General features: G+C 73.0%; 16 protein-coding genes. 14 read left to right on the forward strand and 2 right to left on the reverse strand.

Features of this window, described 5'->3' with window-relative positions; genetic code table 11:
* Positions 1 to 235: 235 nt before the first annotated feature.
* The 8 genes from AVW11_RS33090 (at position 236) to AVW11_RS33125 (ending at position 8,001) form a co-directional block, all read left to right on the forward strand.
* Positions 236 to 976, forward strand: coding sequence for a hypothetical protein (locus AVW11_RS33090; protein ID WP_051699720.1), 741 nt, complete (start codon positions 236 to 238; stop codon positions 974 to 976).
* 108 nt (positions 977 to 1,084) lie between these two features.
* Positions 1,085 to 2,932: a glutamine--fructose-6-phosphate transaminase (isomerizing) gene (gene glmS, locus AVW11_RS33095; protein WP_030842718.1), complete on the forward strand. Its 1,848-nt coding sequence runs from the start codon at positions 1,085 to 1,087 to the stop codon at positions 2,930 to 2,932.
* A gap of 21 nt (positions 2,933 to 2,953) precedes the next feature.
* Positions 2,954 to 3,322 (forward strand): holo-ACP synthase, encoded by a 369-nt coding sequence (locus AVW11_RS33100; RefSeq protein WP_030842721.1) that lies wholly within the window; start codon positions 2,954 to 2,956, stop codon positions 3,320 to 3,322.
* 3 nt (positions 3,323 to 3,325) lie between these two features.
* Positions 3,326 to 4,729, forward strand: a complete 1,404-nt coding sequence (locus AVW11_RS33105) for a bifunctional ADP-dependent NAD(P)H-hydrate dehydratase/NAD(P)H-hydrate epimerase (RefSeq protein WP_060179577.1) — start codon at positions 3,326 to 3,328, stop codon at positions 4,727 to 4,729.
* Positions 4,730 to 4,838: 109 nt separating this feature from the next.
* Complete coding sequence (alr, locus tag AVW11_RS33110) at positions 4,839 to 5,975, forward strand: alanine racemase (protein WP_030842727.1); 1,137 nt, start codon at positions 4,839 to 4,841, stop codon at positions 5,973 to 5,975.
* Entirely contained in the window at positions 5,920 to 7,179 is a 1,260-nt protein-coding gene (locus tag AVW11_RS33115) for an alpha/beta fold hydrolase (RefSeq protein WP_078094918.1), read from the forward strand. The genes alr and AVW11_RS33115 overlap by 56 nt, the downstream gene beginning before the upstream one ends.
* Positions 7,130 to 7,696 carry a tRNA (adenosine(37)-N6)-threonylcarbamoyltransferase complex ATPase subunit type 1 TsaE gene (tsaE, locus tag AVW11_RS33120; RefSeq protein ID WP_324604424.1) on the forward strand — a complete coding sequence of 189 codons (567 nt, stop codon included), beginning with the start codon at positions 7,130 to 7,132 and terminating at the stop codon, positions 7,694 to 7,696. The genes AVW11_RS33115 and tsaE overlap by 50 nt, the downstream gene beginning before the upstream one ends.
* A gap of 116 nt (positions 7,697 to 7,812) precedes the next feature.
* Positions 7,813 to 8,001: a hypothetical protein gene (locus AVW11_RS33125; RefSeq protein WP_063834917.1), complete on the forward strand. Its 189-nt coding sequence runs from the start codon at positions 7,813 to 7,815 to the stop codon at positions 7,999 to 8,001.
* Between the two features lie 87 nt (positions 8,002 to 8,088).
* Here the strand turns inward: AVW11_RS33125 and AVW11_RS33130 are convergent, their stop codons facing one another.
* Positions 8,089 to 8,658: a hypothetical protein gene (locus tag AVW11_RS33130; protein ID WP_076046877.1), complete on the reverse strand. Its 570-nt coding sequence runs from the start codon at positions 8,656 to 8,658 to the stop codon at positions 8,089 to 8,091.
* Positions 8,659 to 8,777: 119 nt separating this feature from the next.
* On the opposite strand from AVW11_RS33130, the gene tsaB reads away from it, so the two are divergent.
* Genes tsaB through AVW11_RS33150 form a run of 4 tightly spaced genes read left to right on the forward strand, consistent with a single transcriptional unit; the run spans position 8,778 to position 11,347 of the window.
* Positions 8,778 to 9,440, forward strand: a complete 663-nt coding sequence (tsaB, locus tag AVW11_RS33135) for a tRNA (adenosine(37)-N6)-threonylcarbamoyltransferase complex dimerization subunit type 1 TsaB (RefSeq protein ID WP_076046878.1) — start codon at positions 8,778 to 8,780, stop codon at positions 9,438 to 9,440.
* Between the two features lie 26 nt (positions 9,441 to 9,466).
* A complete protein-coding gene (gene rimI, locus AVW11_RS33140; RefSeq protein ID WP_030842742.1) occupies positions 9,467 to 9,946 on the forward strand; it encodes a ribosomal protein S18-alanine N-acetyltransferase in 480 nt (159 codons plus the stop codon).
* Entirely contained in the window at positions 9,939 to 11,078 is a 1,140-nt protein-coding gene (gene tsaD / locus AVW11_RS33145) for a tRNA (adenosine(37)-N6)-threonylcarbamoyltransferase complex transferase subunit TsaD (protein ID WP_076046879.1), read from the forward strand. Before rimI ends, tsaD begins: the two co-directional genes overlap by 8 nt.
* On the forward strand, positions 11,075 to 11,347 hold the full coding sequence (locus AVW11_RS33150) for a hypothetical protein (RefSeq protein ID WP_240528328.1): 273 nt from the start codon (positions 11,075 to 11,077) through the stop codon (positions 11,345 to 11,347). The genes tsaD and AVW11_RS33150 overlap by 4 nt, the downstream gene beginning before the upstream one ends.
* A gap of 94 nt (positions 11,348 to 11,441) precedes the next feature.
* On the opposite strand, the gene AVW11_RS33155 is transcribed toward AVW11_RS33150, so the two are convergent.
* Positions 11,442 to 12,638: a class I SAM-dependent methyltransferase gene (locus tag AVW11_RS33155; protein WP_030842750.1), complete on the reverse strand. Its 1,197-nt coding sequence runs from the start codon at positions 12,636 to 12,638 to the stop codon at positions 11,442 to 11,444.
* Between the two features lie 185 nt (positions 12,639 to 12,823).
* On the opposite strand from AVW11_RS33155, the gene AVW11_RS33160 reads away from it, so the two are divergent.
* Both AVW11_RS33160 and AVW11_RS33165 read left to right on the forward strand, forming a co-directional pair.
* Positions 12,824 to 13,702: a polysaccharide deacetylase family protein gene (locus AVW11_RS33160; protein ID WP_030842753.1), complete on the forward strand. Its 879-nt coding sequence runs from the start codon at positions 12,824 to 12,826 to the stop codon at positions 13,700 to 13,702.
* Positions 13,703 to 13,716: 14 nt separating this feature from the next.
* The gene (locus AVW11_RS33165; RefSeq protein WP_078094920.1) at positions 13,717 to 14,586 is read left to right on the forward strand and encodes a polysaccharide deacetylase family protein; all 870 of its coding nucleotides are present in this window, start codon (positions 13,717 to 13,719) and stop codon (positions 14,584 to 14,586) included.
* The last annotated feature ends 218 nt before the right edge of the window (positions 14,587 to 14,804 follow it).

A 14,804-nucleotide genomic window follows, 5' to 3' on the forward strand; every position in this document is an offset into this window, starting at 1 on the left:
CCCGGACGTCACCGGACGGGAGCCGCCACCGGCGGGAACGCCACGGTCTCGCGACGATCACGATGTGGCTCGGCTGTGAGAATTCGAAGGATGCTGATCGTTTGCCTCTGTAGATTGCCCCCTACAGCAGTTTTCGAGCAGCGCCCGCCGCGCGGGTGCCGTTCCTGCGTGCCGTTGCCGTCATTGCTTGTGGGGGAGTCTTCTCGTGCGTAACGCTTTCGTCCGTCGTTCTGTCATGACCGCGTCCGCGGTGTCCATGGTCCTGCTGGCCACCGCCTGCGGCACCGACAAGGCGGACACCAAGGCCGACGCCAAGCCGTCCGAGGCCGCCGCGACATCGGCAGCCCCGGCCGCCAAGGCGAAGACGAGCGCGGAGCTGGAAGGCGTGCTCGTGGTCCAGGCCGACCTGCCCAACCACGTGGTCAAGGCGCCCACCGCGGCCGAGACCGCCGGTGCCGCCGGCGCCAAGAGCGACAAGCCGGAGTGCCAGCCGCTGGTGTCGGCCCAGTCCATGAACGCCGTCGGCACCGCCGCCGGCACGGCCGGGACCCGCGCCGTCGTCAAGGGCAAGGCGCCCGCCGCCGACGCCAGCCCCGAGGACAAGCTCAAGGCCGGCCTGGACGCCCTGGGCGGCACGGCCACCTCGGTCTACCTCGCCTCGTACGAGGGCAAGGGCGCCACGGAGGCCTTCGCCTCCCTCAAGACGGCGGGCACGGCCTGCGCCGGCGGCTACACGGGCAGCCAGGCCGGCGACTCCCTCAAGATCACGAAGGTGGCGCCGGGCGCTGCCGTCACCGCGGGGGACGAGGCCCTCGCGTACACCGTGACGGGTGAGGCGGACGGCGAGACGTTGACCACGCAGCTCGTGGTCGTGCGCAAGGGCAACACCCTCGCGACCTTCTCGGCCCTGAGCCTCACGGGCGCCGCGGAGCAGCCGAAGGACGTCGTCGACACCCAGGTGAAGAAGCTCGGCTGAGCACCGTCCGACGCACCGTCAACCCCGCCCCGGCCCATGCGCCGGGGCGGGGTTTTCGTCTGGTTCGGCTACGGGGCAGAGGGCCGGCCACGGCGTACGCTGCGCCCTATGTGCGGAATCGTGGGTTACGTGGGAGCGCAGTCTGCGCTCGATGTGGTCATCGCCGGACTCAAGCGACTGGAGTACCGCGGCTACGACTCGGCAGGGGTCGCCGTACTCGCAGACGGCAGCCTGGCCGCCGCCAAGAAGGCCGGCAAGCTCGTCAATCTGGAGAAGGAACTCGTCGCGCACCCGCTGCCGACCGGTTCCACGGGACTCGGGCACACCCGGTGGGCGACCCACGGCGGGCCCACCGACGCCAACGCCCACCCGCACCTCGACAACTCGGGGCGCGTGGCCGTCGTCCACAACGGCATCATCGAGAACTTCGCCGCGCTCCGCGCCGAGCTCGCCGAGCGCGGACACCGACTGGATTCCGAGACCGACACCGAGGTCGTCGCGCACCTGCTGGCCGAGCAGTTCTCGGCCGCCGGCGACCTCGCCGAGGCCATGCGGCAGGTGTGCCGGCGCCTCGAAGGCGCCTTCACCCTGGTGGCCGTGCACGCCGACGAACCGGACGTGGTGGTCGGCGCCCGCCGCAACTCCCCCCTGGTGGTGGGCGTCGGCGAGGGGGAGAACTTCCTCGCCTCGGACGTGGCCGCGTTCATCGCCCACACGCGGTCCGCGATCGAGCTCGGACAGGACCAGGTCGTGGAACTGCGCCGCGAAGGGGTCACGGTGACCAACTTCGACGGCTCGGCCGCCTCCGTGCGGGCCTACCACGTGGACTGGGACGCCTCCGCGGCCGAGAAGGGCGGATACGACTACTTCATGCTCAAGGAGATCGCCGAGCAGCCGAAGGCCGTCGCCGACACCCTCCTGGGCAGGATCGACGCGAGCGGCTCGCTGAGCCTGGACGAGGTGCGCATCCCCGTCTCGGTGCTCAGGGAGGTCGACAAGGTCGTGATCGTCGCCTGCGGCACGGCCTACCACGCGGGCATGATCGCCAAGCTGGCCATCGAGCACTGGACCCGCATCCCGTGCGAGACGGAGCTGGCCAGCGAGTTCCGCTACCGCGACCCGATCCTGGACCAGCGGACGCTGGTGGTCGCCATCTCGCAGTCCGGCGAGACCATGGACACCCTGATGGCGCTGCGCCACGCACGCGAGCAGGGCGCCAAGGTGCTGGCCGTCTGCAACACGAACGGGTCGACGATCCCGCGCGAATCGGACGCCGTGCTCTACACGCACGCCGGGCCCGAGGTCGCCGTCGCCTCGACCAAGGCCTTCCTCACCCAGCTGGTGGCCTGCTACCTCGTCGCGCTGTACCTCGGGCAGGTCCGCGGCACCAAGTGGGGGGACGAGATCGAGGCGGTGATCCGCGAGCTGTCGGACATCGCCGCCGCCGTGGACACCGTCCTGGAGACCATGGAGCCGGTACGGGCGCTCGCACGGTCCCTCGCCGACAAGAACACCGTGCTCTTCCTGGGACGGCACGTCGGCTACCCGGTGGCGCTGGAGGGCGCGCTCAAGCTCAAGGAGCTGGCGTACATGCACGCCGAGGGCTTCGCGGCGGGCGAGCTCAAGCACGGGCCGATCGCGCTCATCGAGAAGGACCTGCCGGTGGTCGTGGTCGTCCCCTCGCCGCGCGGCCGCTCCGTGCTCCACGACAAGATCGTGTCGAACATCCAGGAGATCCGCGCGCGCGGAGCGCGGACCATCGTGATCGCGGAGGAGGGCGACGAGGCGGTCGTCCCGTACGCGGACCACCTGATCCGCATCCCGGCGACGCCCACGCTGCTCCAGCCGCTGGTGGCGACGGTGCCGCTCCAGGTGTTCGCCTGCGAACTGGCCACGGCCCGCGGCAACGAGGTGGACCAGCCGCGTAACCTCGCAAAGTCCGTGACCGTGGAGTAGTCGGGTAGTGGGGTAGGCCTTGTGATTGTCGGCGTCGGGATCGATGTGGCGGAGATCGAACGGTTCGGGGCGGCGCTGGAGCGCACCCCGGGCCTGGCCGGGCGGCTGTTCGTCGACGCCGAGCTGACACTGCCGAGCGGCGAGCGGCGCGGGACCGCCTCGCTCGCCGCGCGGTTCGCCGCCAAGGAGGCGCTGGCCAAGGCGCTCGGCGCGCCCGCCGGCCTGCTGTGGACCGACGCGGAGGTCTACGTGGAGGACACCGGGCAGCCCCGCCTGCGGGTGTCCGGCACGGTGCTGGCGCGGGCCCAGGCGCTGGGTGTGAAGTCCTGGCACCTCTCGCTGAGCCACGACGCCGGTGTGGCCTCCGCGGTGGTGATCGCGGAGGGTTGACCCATGCGTACTGCTTACAGCGTGGAGACCGTACGGGCCGCCGAACGGGAGCTGATGGCCCGGCTGCCGGAGGGCGCCCTGATGCAGCGTGCGGCGGCCGGGCTGGCCGCCGTGTGCGCGGGCCTGCTCCGGCGGCGCCGCGGCCGGGTCTACGGGGCACGTGTCGTGCTGCTCGTCGGCCCGGGGGACAACGGCGGCGACGCCCTGTACGCCGGCGCGCGCCTGGCGCGCCGCGGGGCCGCGGTGACGGCCGTGCCGATGGACCCCGAACGGATGCACGCGGGCGGCCTGGCCGCGCTGCGGGCCGCCGGAGGGCGGGCGGCGGGGACCCTGCCGCAGCGGGCGGACCTGGTGGTCGACGGGCTGCTCGGGATCGGCGGGCGGGGCGGGCTGCGGCCCGCGGCCGCCGCCCTCGTCGAGCGGATCCCGCCGGGCGTGCCCGTGGTCGCCGTGGACCTGCCCAGCGGCGTGGACGCCGACACCGGTGAGGTGGCGGGGCCGGCCGTCACCGCCGAGGTGACGGTGACCTTCGGGGCGTACAAACCGGGTCTGCTGATCGACCCCGGGGCTTCCCGGGCGGGCGCGCTGCACCTCGTGGACATCGGACTGGAGCTGCCGGAGCCCGAGGTGGAGGCCCTCCAGCACGCGGACGTGGCGGGGCTGCTGCCGGAGCCGACGGCGTCGAGCGACAAGTACCGGCGCGGCGTCGTCGGGATCGTCGCCGGATCGGCCCAGTACCCGGGAGCGGCGGTGCTGGCCGTCGCGGGAGCCCTGCGCGGCGGCGCGGGCGCGGTCCGCTACGTCGGTCCGGCGGCCGACTCCGTCCTGGCGCGCCACCCCGAGACGCTGATCGGCCCCGGCCGGGTACAGGCGTGGGTGATCGGCCCGGGCCTGGGGGAGGGGCGCGCCGGAGAGGTGGCCGACCTGCTCGCGCAGGACACGGCCGTACTGGTCGACGCCGACGGGCTGCGCGGCCTGGACCCGGCGGTGCTGCGCGCCCGGACCGCCCCGACCCTGCTGACCCCGCACGCCGGGGAGGCGGCGGCGCTGCTCGGAGTGTCGCGGGAGTCGGTGGAGGCGGGCCGGCTGGCGGCCGTACGGCGGCTGGCGGAGCGGTACGGGGCGGCGGTCCTGCTGAAGGGCTCGACGACGCTGGTCGCCTCCGCCGGCGGCCGACCCGTCCGGGTGAACCCGACGGGAACGCCGTGGCTGGCCACCGCGGGCAGCGGTGACGTGCTCTCCGGACTGGCCGGATCCCTCCTGGCGGGCGGCCTGTCCGGGGCCGACGCCGGCGCGGTGGGCGCGTATCTCCACGGCCTGGCGGCCCGCCGCACCGGCGGCCCCCTGCTGGCCCAACAGGTGGCCGAAGCCCTCCCCGCCGCCTGGCGGGACGCGACCCACCCCTGACCTGCGGGCCCCGACCGCGGGCCGGGGCGGAGCACGGGAAACGGAGAAGGGCCTGCCTCTTCGGGCGCCCGCACCAGGGCGCGGCGGGGATTCTGAGAGACTGTGGGCGATGAACGAGACACCGACGCGCGTGTACGCCGAGATTGATCTTGACGCCGTACGGGAGAACGTGCGCGCACTGCGCGAGCGGGCGCCCCGGGCCGAGTTGATGGCCGTCGTCAAGGCGAACGCCTACGGGCACGGGGCGGTGGAGTGCGCCAGGGCCGCCCAGGAGGCCGGCGCCGCCTGGCTCGGGACCGCCACCCCCGACGAGGCCCTCGCGCTGCGCGCCGCCGGCATCGAAGGCCGCATCATGTGCTGGCTGTGGACCCCCGGCGGGCCCTGGCGGGAGGCCGTCGAAGCCGACCTGGACGTCTCCGTCAGCGGGATGTGGGCCCTCGACGAGGTGCGCGAGGCCGCCCGCGCGGCCGGCCGCACCGCACGCATCCAGCTCAAGGCCGACACCGGCCTCGGCCGGGGCGGCTGCCAGCCCGCCGACTGGGAGGCCCTGGTCGGGGCGGCCGTCGCCGCCCAGGCCGAGGGCACCGTCAAGGTCACCGGCCTCTGGTCGCACTTCGCCTGCGCCGACGAGCCCGGCCACCCCTCGATCAGGCTCCAGCTCGACGCCTTCCGCGAGATGCTCGCCTACGCCGAGAAGGAGGGCGTCGAGCCCGAGGTCCGGCACATCGCCAACTCGCCCGCCACCCTCACCCTGCCCGAGTCCCACTACGATCTGGTGCGCTGCGGGCTGGCCGTCTACGGGGTCTCGCCGGCGCCCGAGCTCGGCACCCCGGCCCAGCTCGGCCTGCGGCCCGCGATGACCCTCAAGGCCTCCCTCGCGCTGGTCAAGACCGTCCCCGCCGGGCACGGGGTGAGCTACGGCCACCACTACGTCACCAGCGGCGAGACGAGCCTCGCGCTGGTCCCGGCCGGCTACGCCGACGGCATCCCCCGCCACGCCTCCGGGGCCGGCCCGGTCCTCGTCGGCGGCACGGTCCGCCACGTCGCCGGACGCGTCGCCATGGACCAGTTCGTGGTCGACCTGGGCGAGGACCAGGCCCGCGTCGGCGACGAGGTCGTCATCTTCGGCGACGCGGAACGCGGTGAACCCTCCGCCGAGGACTGGGCACAAGCGGCGCACACGATCGCGTATGAGATCGTCACCCGTATCGGTGGACGCGTGCCCCGGGTGTACCTGGGCGGCTGAACGGAGTGAGGGCGGCGGCGTGAGCGAGAACTGGCGCAGGGCCGGCTGGGCCGGCGCCGCCATCGGCGTGATAGCCGCGGGTGCGGCGGCCGGTGTCGCGGTCGAGCGGATCACCGTCGGCCGCGGCATGCGCATGAAGGCCCGCCTGGCCCTCGACGCCGCAGGCGACTACGGCTCCCTGCGCGGCACCGAGGGGACCTGCCGGGCCGAGGACGCCACCGAGCTCTACTACGAGGTCGACGAACTCCCCGAGGAGGGCAAGCGGCGCCGACTGCGGCGCAGGGCCGAACCCCCCGCCACCGTGGTCTTCTGCCACGGCTACTGCCTCGCCCAGGACTCCTGGCACTTCCAGCGGGCGGCCCTGCGCGGAGTGGTCCGCGCCGTCTACTGGGACCAGCGCAGCCACGGGCGCAGCGCACGCGGCCTGGCCCAGGCGGACGGCGAACCGCTCACCATGGAGCAGCTCGGCCGGGACCTGAAGGCCGTCATCGACGCCGCCGCACCCGAGGGCCCGCTGATCCTGGTGGGTCACTCGATGGGCGGAATGACCATCATGGGATTCGCCGAGCAGTACCCCGACCTCGTGCGCGACCGCGTCGTCGGCGTGGCCCTGGTCGGCACCTCCAGCGGCCGCCTCGACGAGGTGACGTACGGGCTGCCCGCCGCCGGCATGGGCGCCGTGCGACGGATCCTGCCGGGTGTGCTGAAGGCGCTCGGATCGCAGGTCGAACTCGTCGAGAAGGGCCGCCGGGCCACCGCGGACCTCTTCGCAGGCATGATCAAGATGTATTCGTTCGGCTCCAGGGACGTCGACCCGGGCGTCGCCCGCTTCGCGGAGCGGCTCATCGAGGCCACCCCGATCGACGTCGTCGCGGAGTTCTACCCGGCCTTCCAGACCCACGACAAGACCGCCGCGCTCCAGCAGTTCGCCGGCATCCCGGTCACCGTCGTCGCCGGGGACAAGGACATGATCACCCCGCCGGGGCACAGCACGGCCATCAAGGACGTGCTGCCCGCCGCCGAACTCGTCGTCCTGGAGTCCACCGGGCACCTGATGATGCTGGAGCGCCCCGAGACCGTGACGCGGCTGCTGACCGAGCTGCTGGCCCGCACCGGGACGGTGCCGGTCCCGGTAGCGACTAACGTTGGCGCGCATGGAAGAAGTACCGCTGGAAGCACAGCGCAGCCAGGCACCGGAAGCTGAGTCCGAGCGCGGCGCGCAGACCCGGATCACCGTCGACTCCCCCCGGGCGATGCAGGAGTTGGGCCGCCGGATCGCCGGCCTGCTGCGCCCCGGCGACCTTGTCCTGCTGACCGGTGAGCTGGGCGCGGGCAAGACGACGCTGACCCGGGGCCTGGGCGAGGGGCTGGGCGTGCGCGGGGCCGTGACCTCGCCGACCTTCGTGATCGCCCGCGTCCACCCCTCGCTGACCGGCGGGCCGGCGCTGGTGCACGTGGACGCGTACCGCCTGGGCGGCGGGCTGGAGGAGATGGAGGACCTGGACCTCGACGTCTCGCTGCCCGAGTCCGTGGTCGTCGTCGAGTGGGGCGACGGCAAGGTCGAGGAGCTCTCCGACGACAGGCTGCACGTGGTGATCGCGCGGGCCGTCGGCCACGAGGAGGTCCTGGACGACGTACGCGAGGTCTCGGTGCGCGGGGTCGGAGCGCGCTGGGACGCCGGAGCGGGGCTCGAAGCCCTGGCCGGAGCGCTCTCGGAGTAAACGTGCCGACAACTCGTCGGCAAGATATTGCGTTGGCGGCAACCCTCGTGATGACATGGTACCGAGAGTTTCTTAGGTATGCCTAAGTACGGCGTCCCGGGGTCCAGGAGGCAGCCATGTCGGCACCAGCAGGAGCACAGCGCCACCCCCGCCCGTCCGCCGTCTCCATGCACGCGCTGCTGGCCGCCGGCGCGGCCGCCACCGCCGTCTCCACGCCGCCCTCGCGCGACGAACGCGCACCGCGCGAGGGCGAGCCCGAGGACGCCGTACGCGAACAGGCCGCTCCGGAGTCCGAAGCGGCCTGAAAGGCACCCGAGAGGCGCCCGAAGGACTCTTACCGTGCGGCCCCGGCGTCGGCCGGTCGCCCGTACGGGTGAAGGAGGCGCGCCCCGTCAGGGAACGACGACGACCTTGGAATTGATCGTCGCGAACGCCCACATCGCATCGCCGTCGGCGCGCGACATGCGGATGCCGCCGGTCTTCTTGTTCGGGTCGGGATCCGGCGTCGTCCCGTCCACCCGGGCACTGAAACCGACCGCCACACCCTCCTGGGTGGCGAACCGGACCACGTGCTCGATCGGCACCCCGTCCGAGCCCGTCACCGACCCCGAGCGCGAACCGACGAGGTAGGTGCCCGGCTTCGGGTGCACCGTGCTCGGCACCACCACGAACGACCTCGGCTGCTGCGGCTGCTGCGCGGCGTCCCCGACCAGCCACACCCGCTTCTGGCCCAACGAGTACACGACGCGCACCCCGGTCCCCGAACCCTCGGGCACCGCCACCGGCTTCGCCGGATCCTGCTTGCCCGCGGCCGCCGGACTCGCCGCCGGGGCAGGCTCCTGCGCCGCCGCCTTCGGGGGATGGGCCGGCGCCGTCGCGGAGGCCTGGTAGCCGAGGAAGCCGACGGCTGCGATCGCCGCGGCGGTGAGCCCGGCCACGATTCCCGAGCTGCTGCGTGCCACCTTGCTCCACCTCTCCGCGCTGACGTGATCCCTGGTGATCCCTCGGTCGAAAGGTAGCAGCCGCCCCGCTCCACGACCGGGCGCAAGGGGCCCGGCCGCCGGAGTCGTAGGCTGTTCGCGTGCTCTTGCTCGCTGTAGATACCGCCACGCCCGCCGTCACCGTCGCCCTGCACGACGGCGAGTCCGTCCTCGCCGAGTCCGACCAGGTCGACGCCCGCCGCCACGGGGAGCTGCTGATCCCCTCCGTGGACCGCGTCCTCGCCGAGGCCGGCCTGAAGCTCGACGCGATCACCGGCATCGTCGTCGGCGTCGGCCCCGGCCCCTACACCGGACTGCGCGTCGGCCTCGTCACCGCCTCCACCTTCGCCGCCGTACTGGGCGTGCCCGTCCACGGCCTGTGCACGCTCGACGGACTCGCCTACGCCGCCGGCACCGCCGGGATCGAGGGCCCCTTCACCGTCGCCACCGACGCGCGGCGCAAGGAGGTCTACTGGGCACGCTACGAGGACCCCCGCACGCGCGTCGGCGAGCCCCGCGTGGACCGCCCCGCGGACATCGCCGAGCAGGTCGCGGGAGTGCCCGCGGTGGGCCAGGGCGCACTCCTGTACCCGGAGGTGTTCCCCGACGTGCGGGGCCCCGAGCACCAGTCGGCCGCCGCACTGGCCTCCCTGGCGGCGGAACGGCTGGCCGCGGGCGCGGCCTTCCTCCCCCCGACCCCGCTCTACCTGCGCCGCCCCGACGCCCAGGTGCCCAAGAACTACAAGGTGGTCACCCCGCAGTGACCACGGCCGATACGGTTCTGCGCGAGATGCGCTGGTGGGACATCGCACCGGTGCTGGAACTGGAACACGACCTCTTCCCCGAGGACGCCTGGTCCGCCGGGATGTTCTGGTCCGAACTGGCCCACGCGCGCGGCCCGCAGGCCACCCGACGCTACGTCGTCGCCGAGACACCCGACGGCCGCATCGTCGGCTACGCCGGACTGGCCGCCGCCGGCGACCTGGCCGACGTACAGACCATCGCGGCCGCCCGCGACCAGTGGGGGACCGGGCTCGGCGCCCGGCTCCTGACCGACCTGCTGCGCGCCGCCACCGCGTTCGAATGCGCCGAGGTGCTGCTGGAGGTGCGCGTCGACAACACGCGCGCCCAGAAGCTCTACGAGCGCTTCGGCTTCGAGCCCATCGGCTTCCGGCGCGGCTACTACCAGCCGGGCAACGTCGACGCGCTCGTCATGCGACTGACCGACCCCGCACAAGCACGAACTGAGAGCAGTGAGAGCAATGGCTGACGAACCGCTCGTCCTCGGCATCGAGACGTCCTGCGACGAGACCGGCGTCGGCGTCGTCCGCGGAACCACCCTCCTCGCGGACGCGATCGCGTCGAGCGTCGACGAGCACGCCCGCTTCGGCGGCGTCGTGCCCGAAGTGGCCTCGCGGGCCCACCTGGAGGCGATGGTCCCCACCATCGAACGCGCCCTGAAGGAAGCCGGCGTCAGCGCCCGCGACCTCGACGGCATCGCCGTCACGGCCGGCCCCGGCCTCGCCGGGGCGCTGCTGGTGGGCACCTCGGCCGCCAAGGCCTACGCGTACGCCCTGGGCAAGCCCCTGTACGGCGTCAACCACCTGGCCTCGCACATCTGCGTCGACCAGCTGGAGCACGGCCCGCTGCCCGAGCCGACGATGGCGCTCCTGGTGTCCGGCGGGCACTCCTCGCTGCTCCTGGCCCCCGACATCACCTCGGACGTACGACCGCTCGGCGCGACCATCGACGACGCCGCGGGCGAGGCCTTCGACAAGATCGCGCGCGTGCTCCAGCTGGGCTTCCCCGGCGGCCCGGTCATCGACCGGCTCGCGAAGGAGGGCGACCCGAAGGCGATCAACTTCCCGCGCGGCCTGACGGGCTCGCGCGACCCCGCGTACGACTTCTCCTTCTCGGGGCTCAAGACGGCCGTCGCCCGCTGGATCGAGGCGAAGCGGAACGCGGGCGAGGAGGTCCCGGTGCGCGACGTGGCGGCGTCCTTCCAGGAGGCCGTCGTGGACGTCCTGACGCGCAAGGCCATCCGGGCGTGCAAGGACGAAGGCGTCGACCACCTCATGATCGGCGGCGGCGTGGCGGCCAACTCGCGGCTGCGCTCGCTCGCCCAGGAGCGCTGCGACGCCGCCGGCATCACCCTGCGCGTGCCGCGGCCCAAGCTGTGCACGGACAACGGGGCGATGGTGGCCGCGCTCGGCGCCGAGATGGTCAGGCGGAACCGGCCGGCCTCGGACTGGGACCTGTCGGCGGACTCCTCGCTGCCGGTCACGGACCCGCACGTGCCGGGAACGTCCCACGTCCACTCCGACGACCACGGGCACGGCCACGGCCACGGGCATGACCACGACCACGTGCACGAGCTGAGCAAGGACAACCTCTACTCGTGAGCACCGTCGCGCTGATGTGGGAGGCCCGGGCCGCCGACGGCCGGGGCAACGAACTGCTGGAGTGGGCCCGCGCCCAGGTCCTCGCCCGGGACCCGGTACGCCGCGAGGTGCTGCGGGCCCCGCGGGACCGGGTCCTGGTCATCACCTGGTGGGAGACGGCCGAGGGGCTCGCGGCGGACCTGCCCGAGCTGCCCGAACCGGCCGCCGACCTGATCACGCGGGCGGTGCACCGCTGGCGGTTCGAGTCGGTGGAGACGGACGGGGCCTAGCCGGCCGAGCCGCCGGGGCGATCCGCCGGGCGGGCGGCCTCCCGCGGGGAGTCGGCCCGGCGCCTCGGCTTCGACCCCATCGGCTTCCGGCATGTCACCGGCCGGGCGGCGCCGCGGGCGGCACGGCGGGCGCGCCGATCAGCATCGAGGGGGCGCCCGCCACCCGGGTCAGGAAGACGGTCGCCGAGTTCGGGCCCTGCGGCTTGACCTTCTTGCGCAGCTCCTCGGGCTCGATCGCCGAACCGCGCTTCTTCACCGTCAGCACCCCGACCCCGCGCTCGCGCAGCAGGGCCTTCAGCTTCTTCAGACCGAAGGGCAGCACGTCGGTGATCTCGTACGCCGTCGCGTACGGCGTCGCCCGCAGCTCGTCCGCGGTGATGTAGGCGATGGTCGGGTCGATGAGCCGGCCGTCCAGCTGCGCGGCGACCTCGGCGACCAGATGGGCGCGGATCACGGCGCCGTCGGGCTCGTACAGCCAGCGGCCCACGGGCCCGGCCTCCGGGTCGGGCAGCGGATCGGCGGTGTGCAGCCCCCGCGGCCCGGGGAGCAGGGTGGCGCGCACGGTCCCGGGGGCGGTCCCGAACCACAGCACGGCCTCCTTGACGTCCCCCTGGTCGGAGATCCACTCGGCCTCGGCCTCCGCGGGGACCGCCTCGTGCGGGATCCCGGGGGCGATCTTGATGGCCGCGTACCTCGCCGTACGGGCCGTCTCCACGGCCCATGACAGCGGCGGCGAGTAGGACTCCGGATCGAAGATCCGCCCGCGGCCCCCGCGCCGGGCCGGGTCGATGAAGACCGCGTCGTAGCCGGAGGTGTCCACCTCCGTCACATCCGCCTCACGGACCTCGATCAGGTCCGTGAGACCCAGCACCTCGGCGTTGGCCCGCGCGACGGCGGCCGTCAGCGGGTCGCGGTCCACCGCGAGCACCCGGATGCCGAGCCGGGCCAGGGCGAGGGCGTCCCCGCCGATGCCGCAGCACAGGTCGGCGACGCTGCGCACGCCGAGGGCCGCGAGCCGCTCGGCCCGGTACGAGGCCACGGACGCGCGGGTGGCCATCTCGCCGCCGCCGGGGGTGAAGTACATTCGGAAGGCGTCCTCGGCTCCGAACTTCGCCACCGCGCGCTGCCGCAGCCGGGCCTGCCCGAGGGCCGCGGAGACCAGCCCGGCAGGGTGCTCACGGCGCAGCCGGGTGGCGACGGCCAGCTCCTGGGCGGGGTCGTGGTCGCGGAGCGAGTCGAGGAGGGCGCGGCCCTCGGGGGTGAGGAGGGCGGCGAAGTCTTCGGGGGTCACGGGTCCATTGTCGGCGACGGGGCGTGTGGGCCGGTCGGAGGAACGTCGCGGCCCGGCGCGAGGTGTCGTCCCGGAAGCCCGCGTGTCGGATGCCAGGATGCGCTGCTATGCAGCTAGTCGGACAAAGGGAAGATAAGACGCAACTGGGTCACCGGTACGCGGCGGGTCCGCGCGGCCGGTTCGGGGTGGCCGTGGCCGCCCTGCTGGTAGCCGCCCTCGGCACGGCGTGCGGCTCGGGGCAGTCGGGAGCCCCGGACAAGGCCGAGAAGACGAAGGCCGCCAAGGGCTCGGAGGCGGGCGCCGCGGGCGCGCTCAGCGCCGCCGAGAAGGCCAAGGCGCTGCAGCAGGCGCGCGTCGCGGCGGCGAAGAAGTGGGGGCTGCGCAAGGTGCCGCTCGCCGCACCCGCGGCGCCGAAGGAAAAGCCCCACATCAGCACGCGCGACGGCTTCGAGGTGTGGAACCACGAAGAGGACGAACTGCCCCCGGTCTTCACCACCGTCCCCACCGAGGACAAGGTCGTCTTCCTGACCATCGACGACGGCTCGGAGAAGGACCCCGAGTTCCTGAAGATGATGCAGGAGCTGAAGATCCCGTACACGGCCTTCCTCAGCGACTACCTGGTGAAGGACAACTACCCGTACTTCAAGCAGATGCAGGCCGCCGGCGTCACCCTGAACAACCACACCCTCAACCACCGCTACATGCCGGGGCTGTCCTACGAGCAGCAGCGCGAGGAGATCTGCGGCCAGCAGGACACCATCCAGAAGACGTTCGGCAAGCGGCCGACCCTCTTCAGGCCCCCGTACGGCAACTACAACGACGACACCCTCAAGGCGGCGAAGTCCTGCGGCATCAAGGCGGTTCCGCTGTGGAACGCCGAGGCGTTCACGAACCGCATGGACTACCGCGAGTGGGACCGCGACCTGCACCCCGGTGACATCATCCTCACGCACTTCCGGGGCAAGGAGGACTGGAAGGGCACGATGCCTGACATGATCCGTCATGTCATGAAGACCGTCACGGACAAGGGATACGCCGTGGCCCGCCTGGAGGACTACTTGTGAGGAACGTGCGCCGGTTGGTAGCCGGAACGCTGGCGGCCGGCGCGCTCGCGCTCTCCCTGACGGGGTGCGGGGAGAGTGTGGAGCCCATCGAACGGCTGGGCCGCAAGACGACGCAGGAGCCGTCGCAGACGCCGACGGCGTCCGCGACTGTGCCTGCGTCCTCACCCGCGCCCGCGCCGGGCGGCGCGTCCGACGAGGCGTACAAGAAGTGGGGCCTGACCGCCCCCGTCCAGTACGCGCCGAAGCCCGCCCAGAAGCCGCAGCTCCCGAAGGCGGCCCCGGGCAAGGTCCCGGTGATAGACCGAATACCCCTGCCGGCCGGGGAGAAAATAGTCTTCCTGACCTTCGACGACGGCGCGGAGAAGGACCCCGAGTTCCTCAAGATGGCGGCCGACCTCCAACTGCCGATCAGCATGTTCCTGACGGACAGCGTCGCCTCGTCGGACTACGGACACTTCGAGAAGCTCCGCGACAACGGCTCGGCGAGCACGGTGAACAACCACACGCTGACCCACCCGAACCTGCGCACCCTCTCCTTCGAGGCGCAGAAGAAGGAGATATGCGGCCAGCAGGACAAGCTGGAAAAACGCTTCGGCCAGCGCCCGCCGCTCTTCCGCCCGCCCTTCGGCAACTACAACGACGACACCCTCCGGGCGGCCTCGGAGTGCGGTGTCTCGTCGATCCTCCTGTGGCGGGTGTCGATGCAGATCAACAACTTCCAGTACGCCCAGGGCTCCGCCCTGCAGCCCGGTGACATCATCCTGGCCCACTTCCGCGGCCCGTCCGAACTCAAGGGCGCGTCGGAAGTCCAGATGACGACCCGCATGCTCCAGCGCATCCAGGAACAGGGCTACAGGATCGGCCGCCTGGAGGACTACCTGTAGGGGCGGGTACGCACCTCCGCGCACCCGGGGGCGGCATTTCGGCGGGGCGGTGGTGGCGGGGCGGGGTGGCGGGGCGGGGTGGCTTCGAGGGGCCGGGTCTCGGCGGGGCGGGAGCGGGGGCGCGGGGTGGCTTCGGGTGGGCGGGGTCTACTGGGCCGGGAGTCAGTGATGTGCTGGGGGTTTCCCGTCAGTCCCATCGTCTCTCCGTGTCGTGCCGG

It is taken from the genome of Streptomyces amritsarensis (assembly GCF_001953875.1).
Classification (GTDB): Bacteria; Actinomycetota; Actinomycetes; order Streptomycetales; family Streptomycetaceae; genus Streptomyces; species Streptomyces amritsarensis.

Excerpts from the sequence above, each read along its gene's own strand:
- AVW11_RS33105 (WP_060179577.1), top strand. The coding sequence starts at position 3,326 with ATGCGTACTGCTTACAGCGTGGAGACCGTACGGGCCGCCGAACGGGAG.
- AVW11_RS33090 (WP_051699720.1), top strand. The coding sequence starts at position 236 with ATGACCGCGTCCGCGGTGTCCATGGTCCTGCTGGCCACCGCCTGCGGC.
- tsaE (WP_324604424.1), top strand. The coding sequence starts at position 7,130 with ATGGAAGAAGTACCGCTGGAAGCACAGCGCAGCCAGGCACCGGAAGCT.
- AVW11_RS33125 (WP_063834917.1), top strand. The coding sequence starts at position 7,813 with ATGTCGGCACCAGCAGGAGCACAGCGCCACCCCCGCCCGTCCGCCGTC.
- alr (WP_030842727.1), top strand. The coding sequence starts at position 4,839 with ATGAACGAGACACCGACGCGCGTGTACGCCGAGATTGATCTTGACGCC.
- tsaD (WP_076046879.1), top strand. The coding sequence starts at position 9,939 with ATGGCTGACGAACCGCTCGTCCTCGGCATCGAGACGTCCTGCGACGAG.
- rimI (WP_030842742.1), top strand. The coding sequence starts at position 9,467 with ATGCGCTGGTGGGACATCGCACCGGTGCTGGAACTGGAACACGACCTC.
- glmS (WP_030842718.1), top strand. The coding sequence starts at position 1,085 with ATGTGCGGAATCGTGGGTTACGTGGGAGCGCAGTCTGCGCTCGATGTG.
- AVW11_RS33115 (WP_078094918.1), top strand. The coding sequence starts at position 5,920 with ATGAGATCGTCACCCGTATCGGTGGACGCGTGCCCCGGGTGTACCTGG.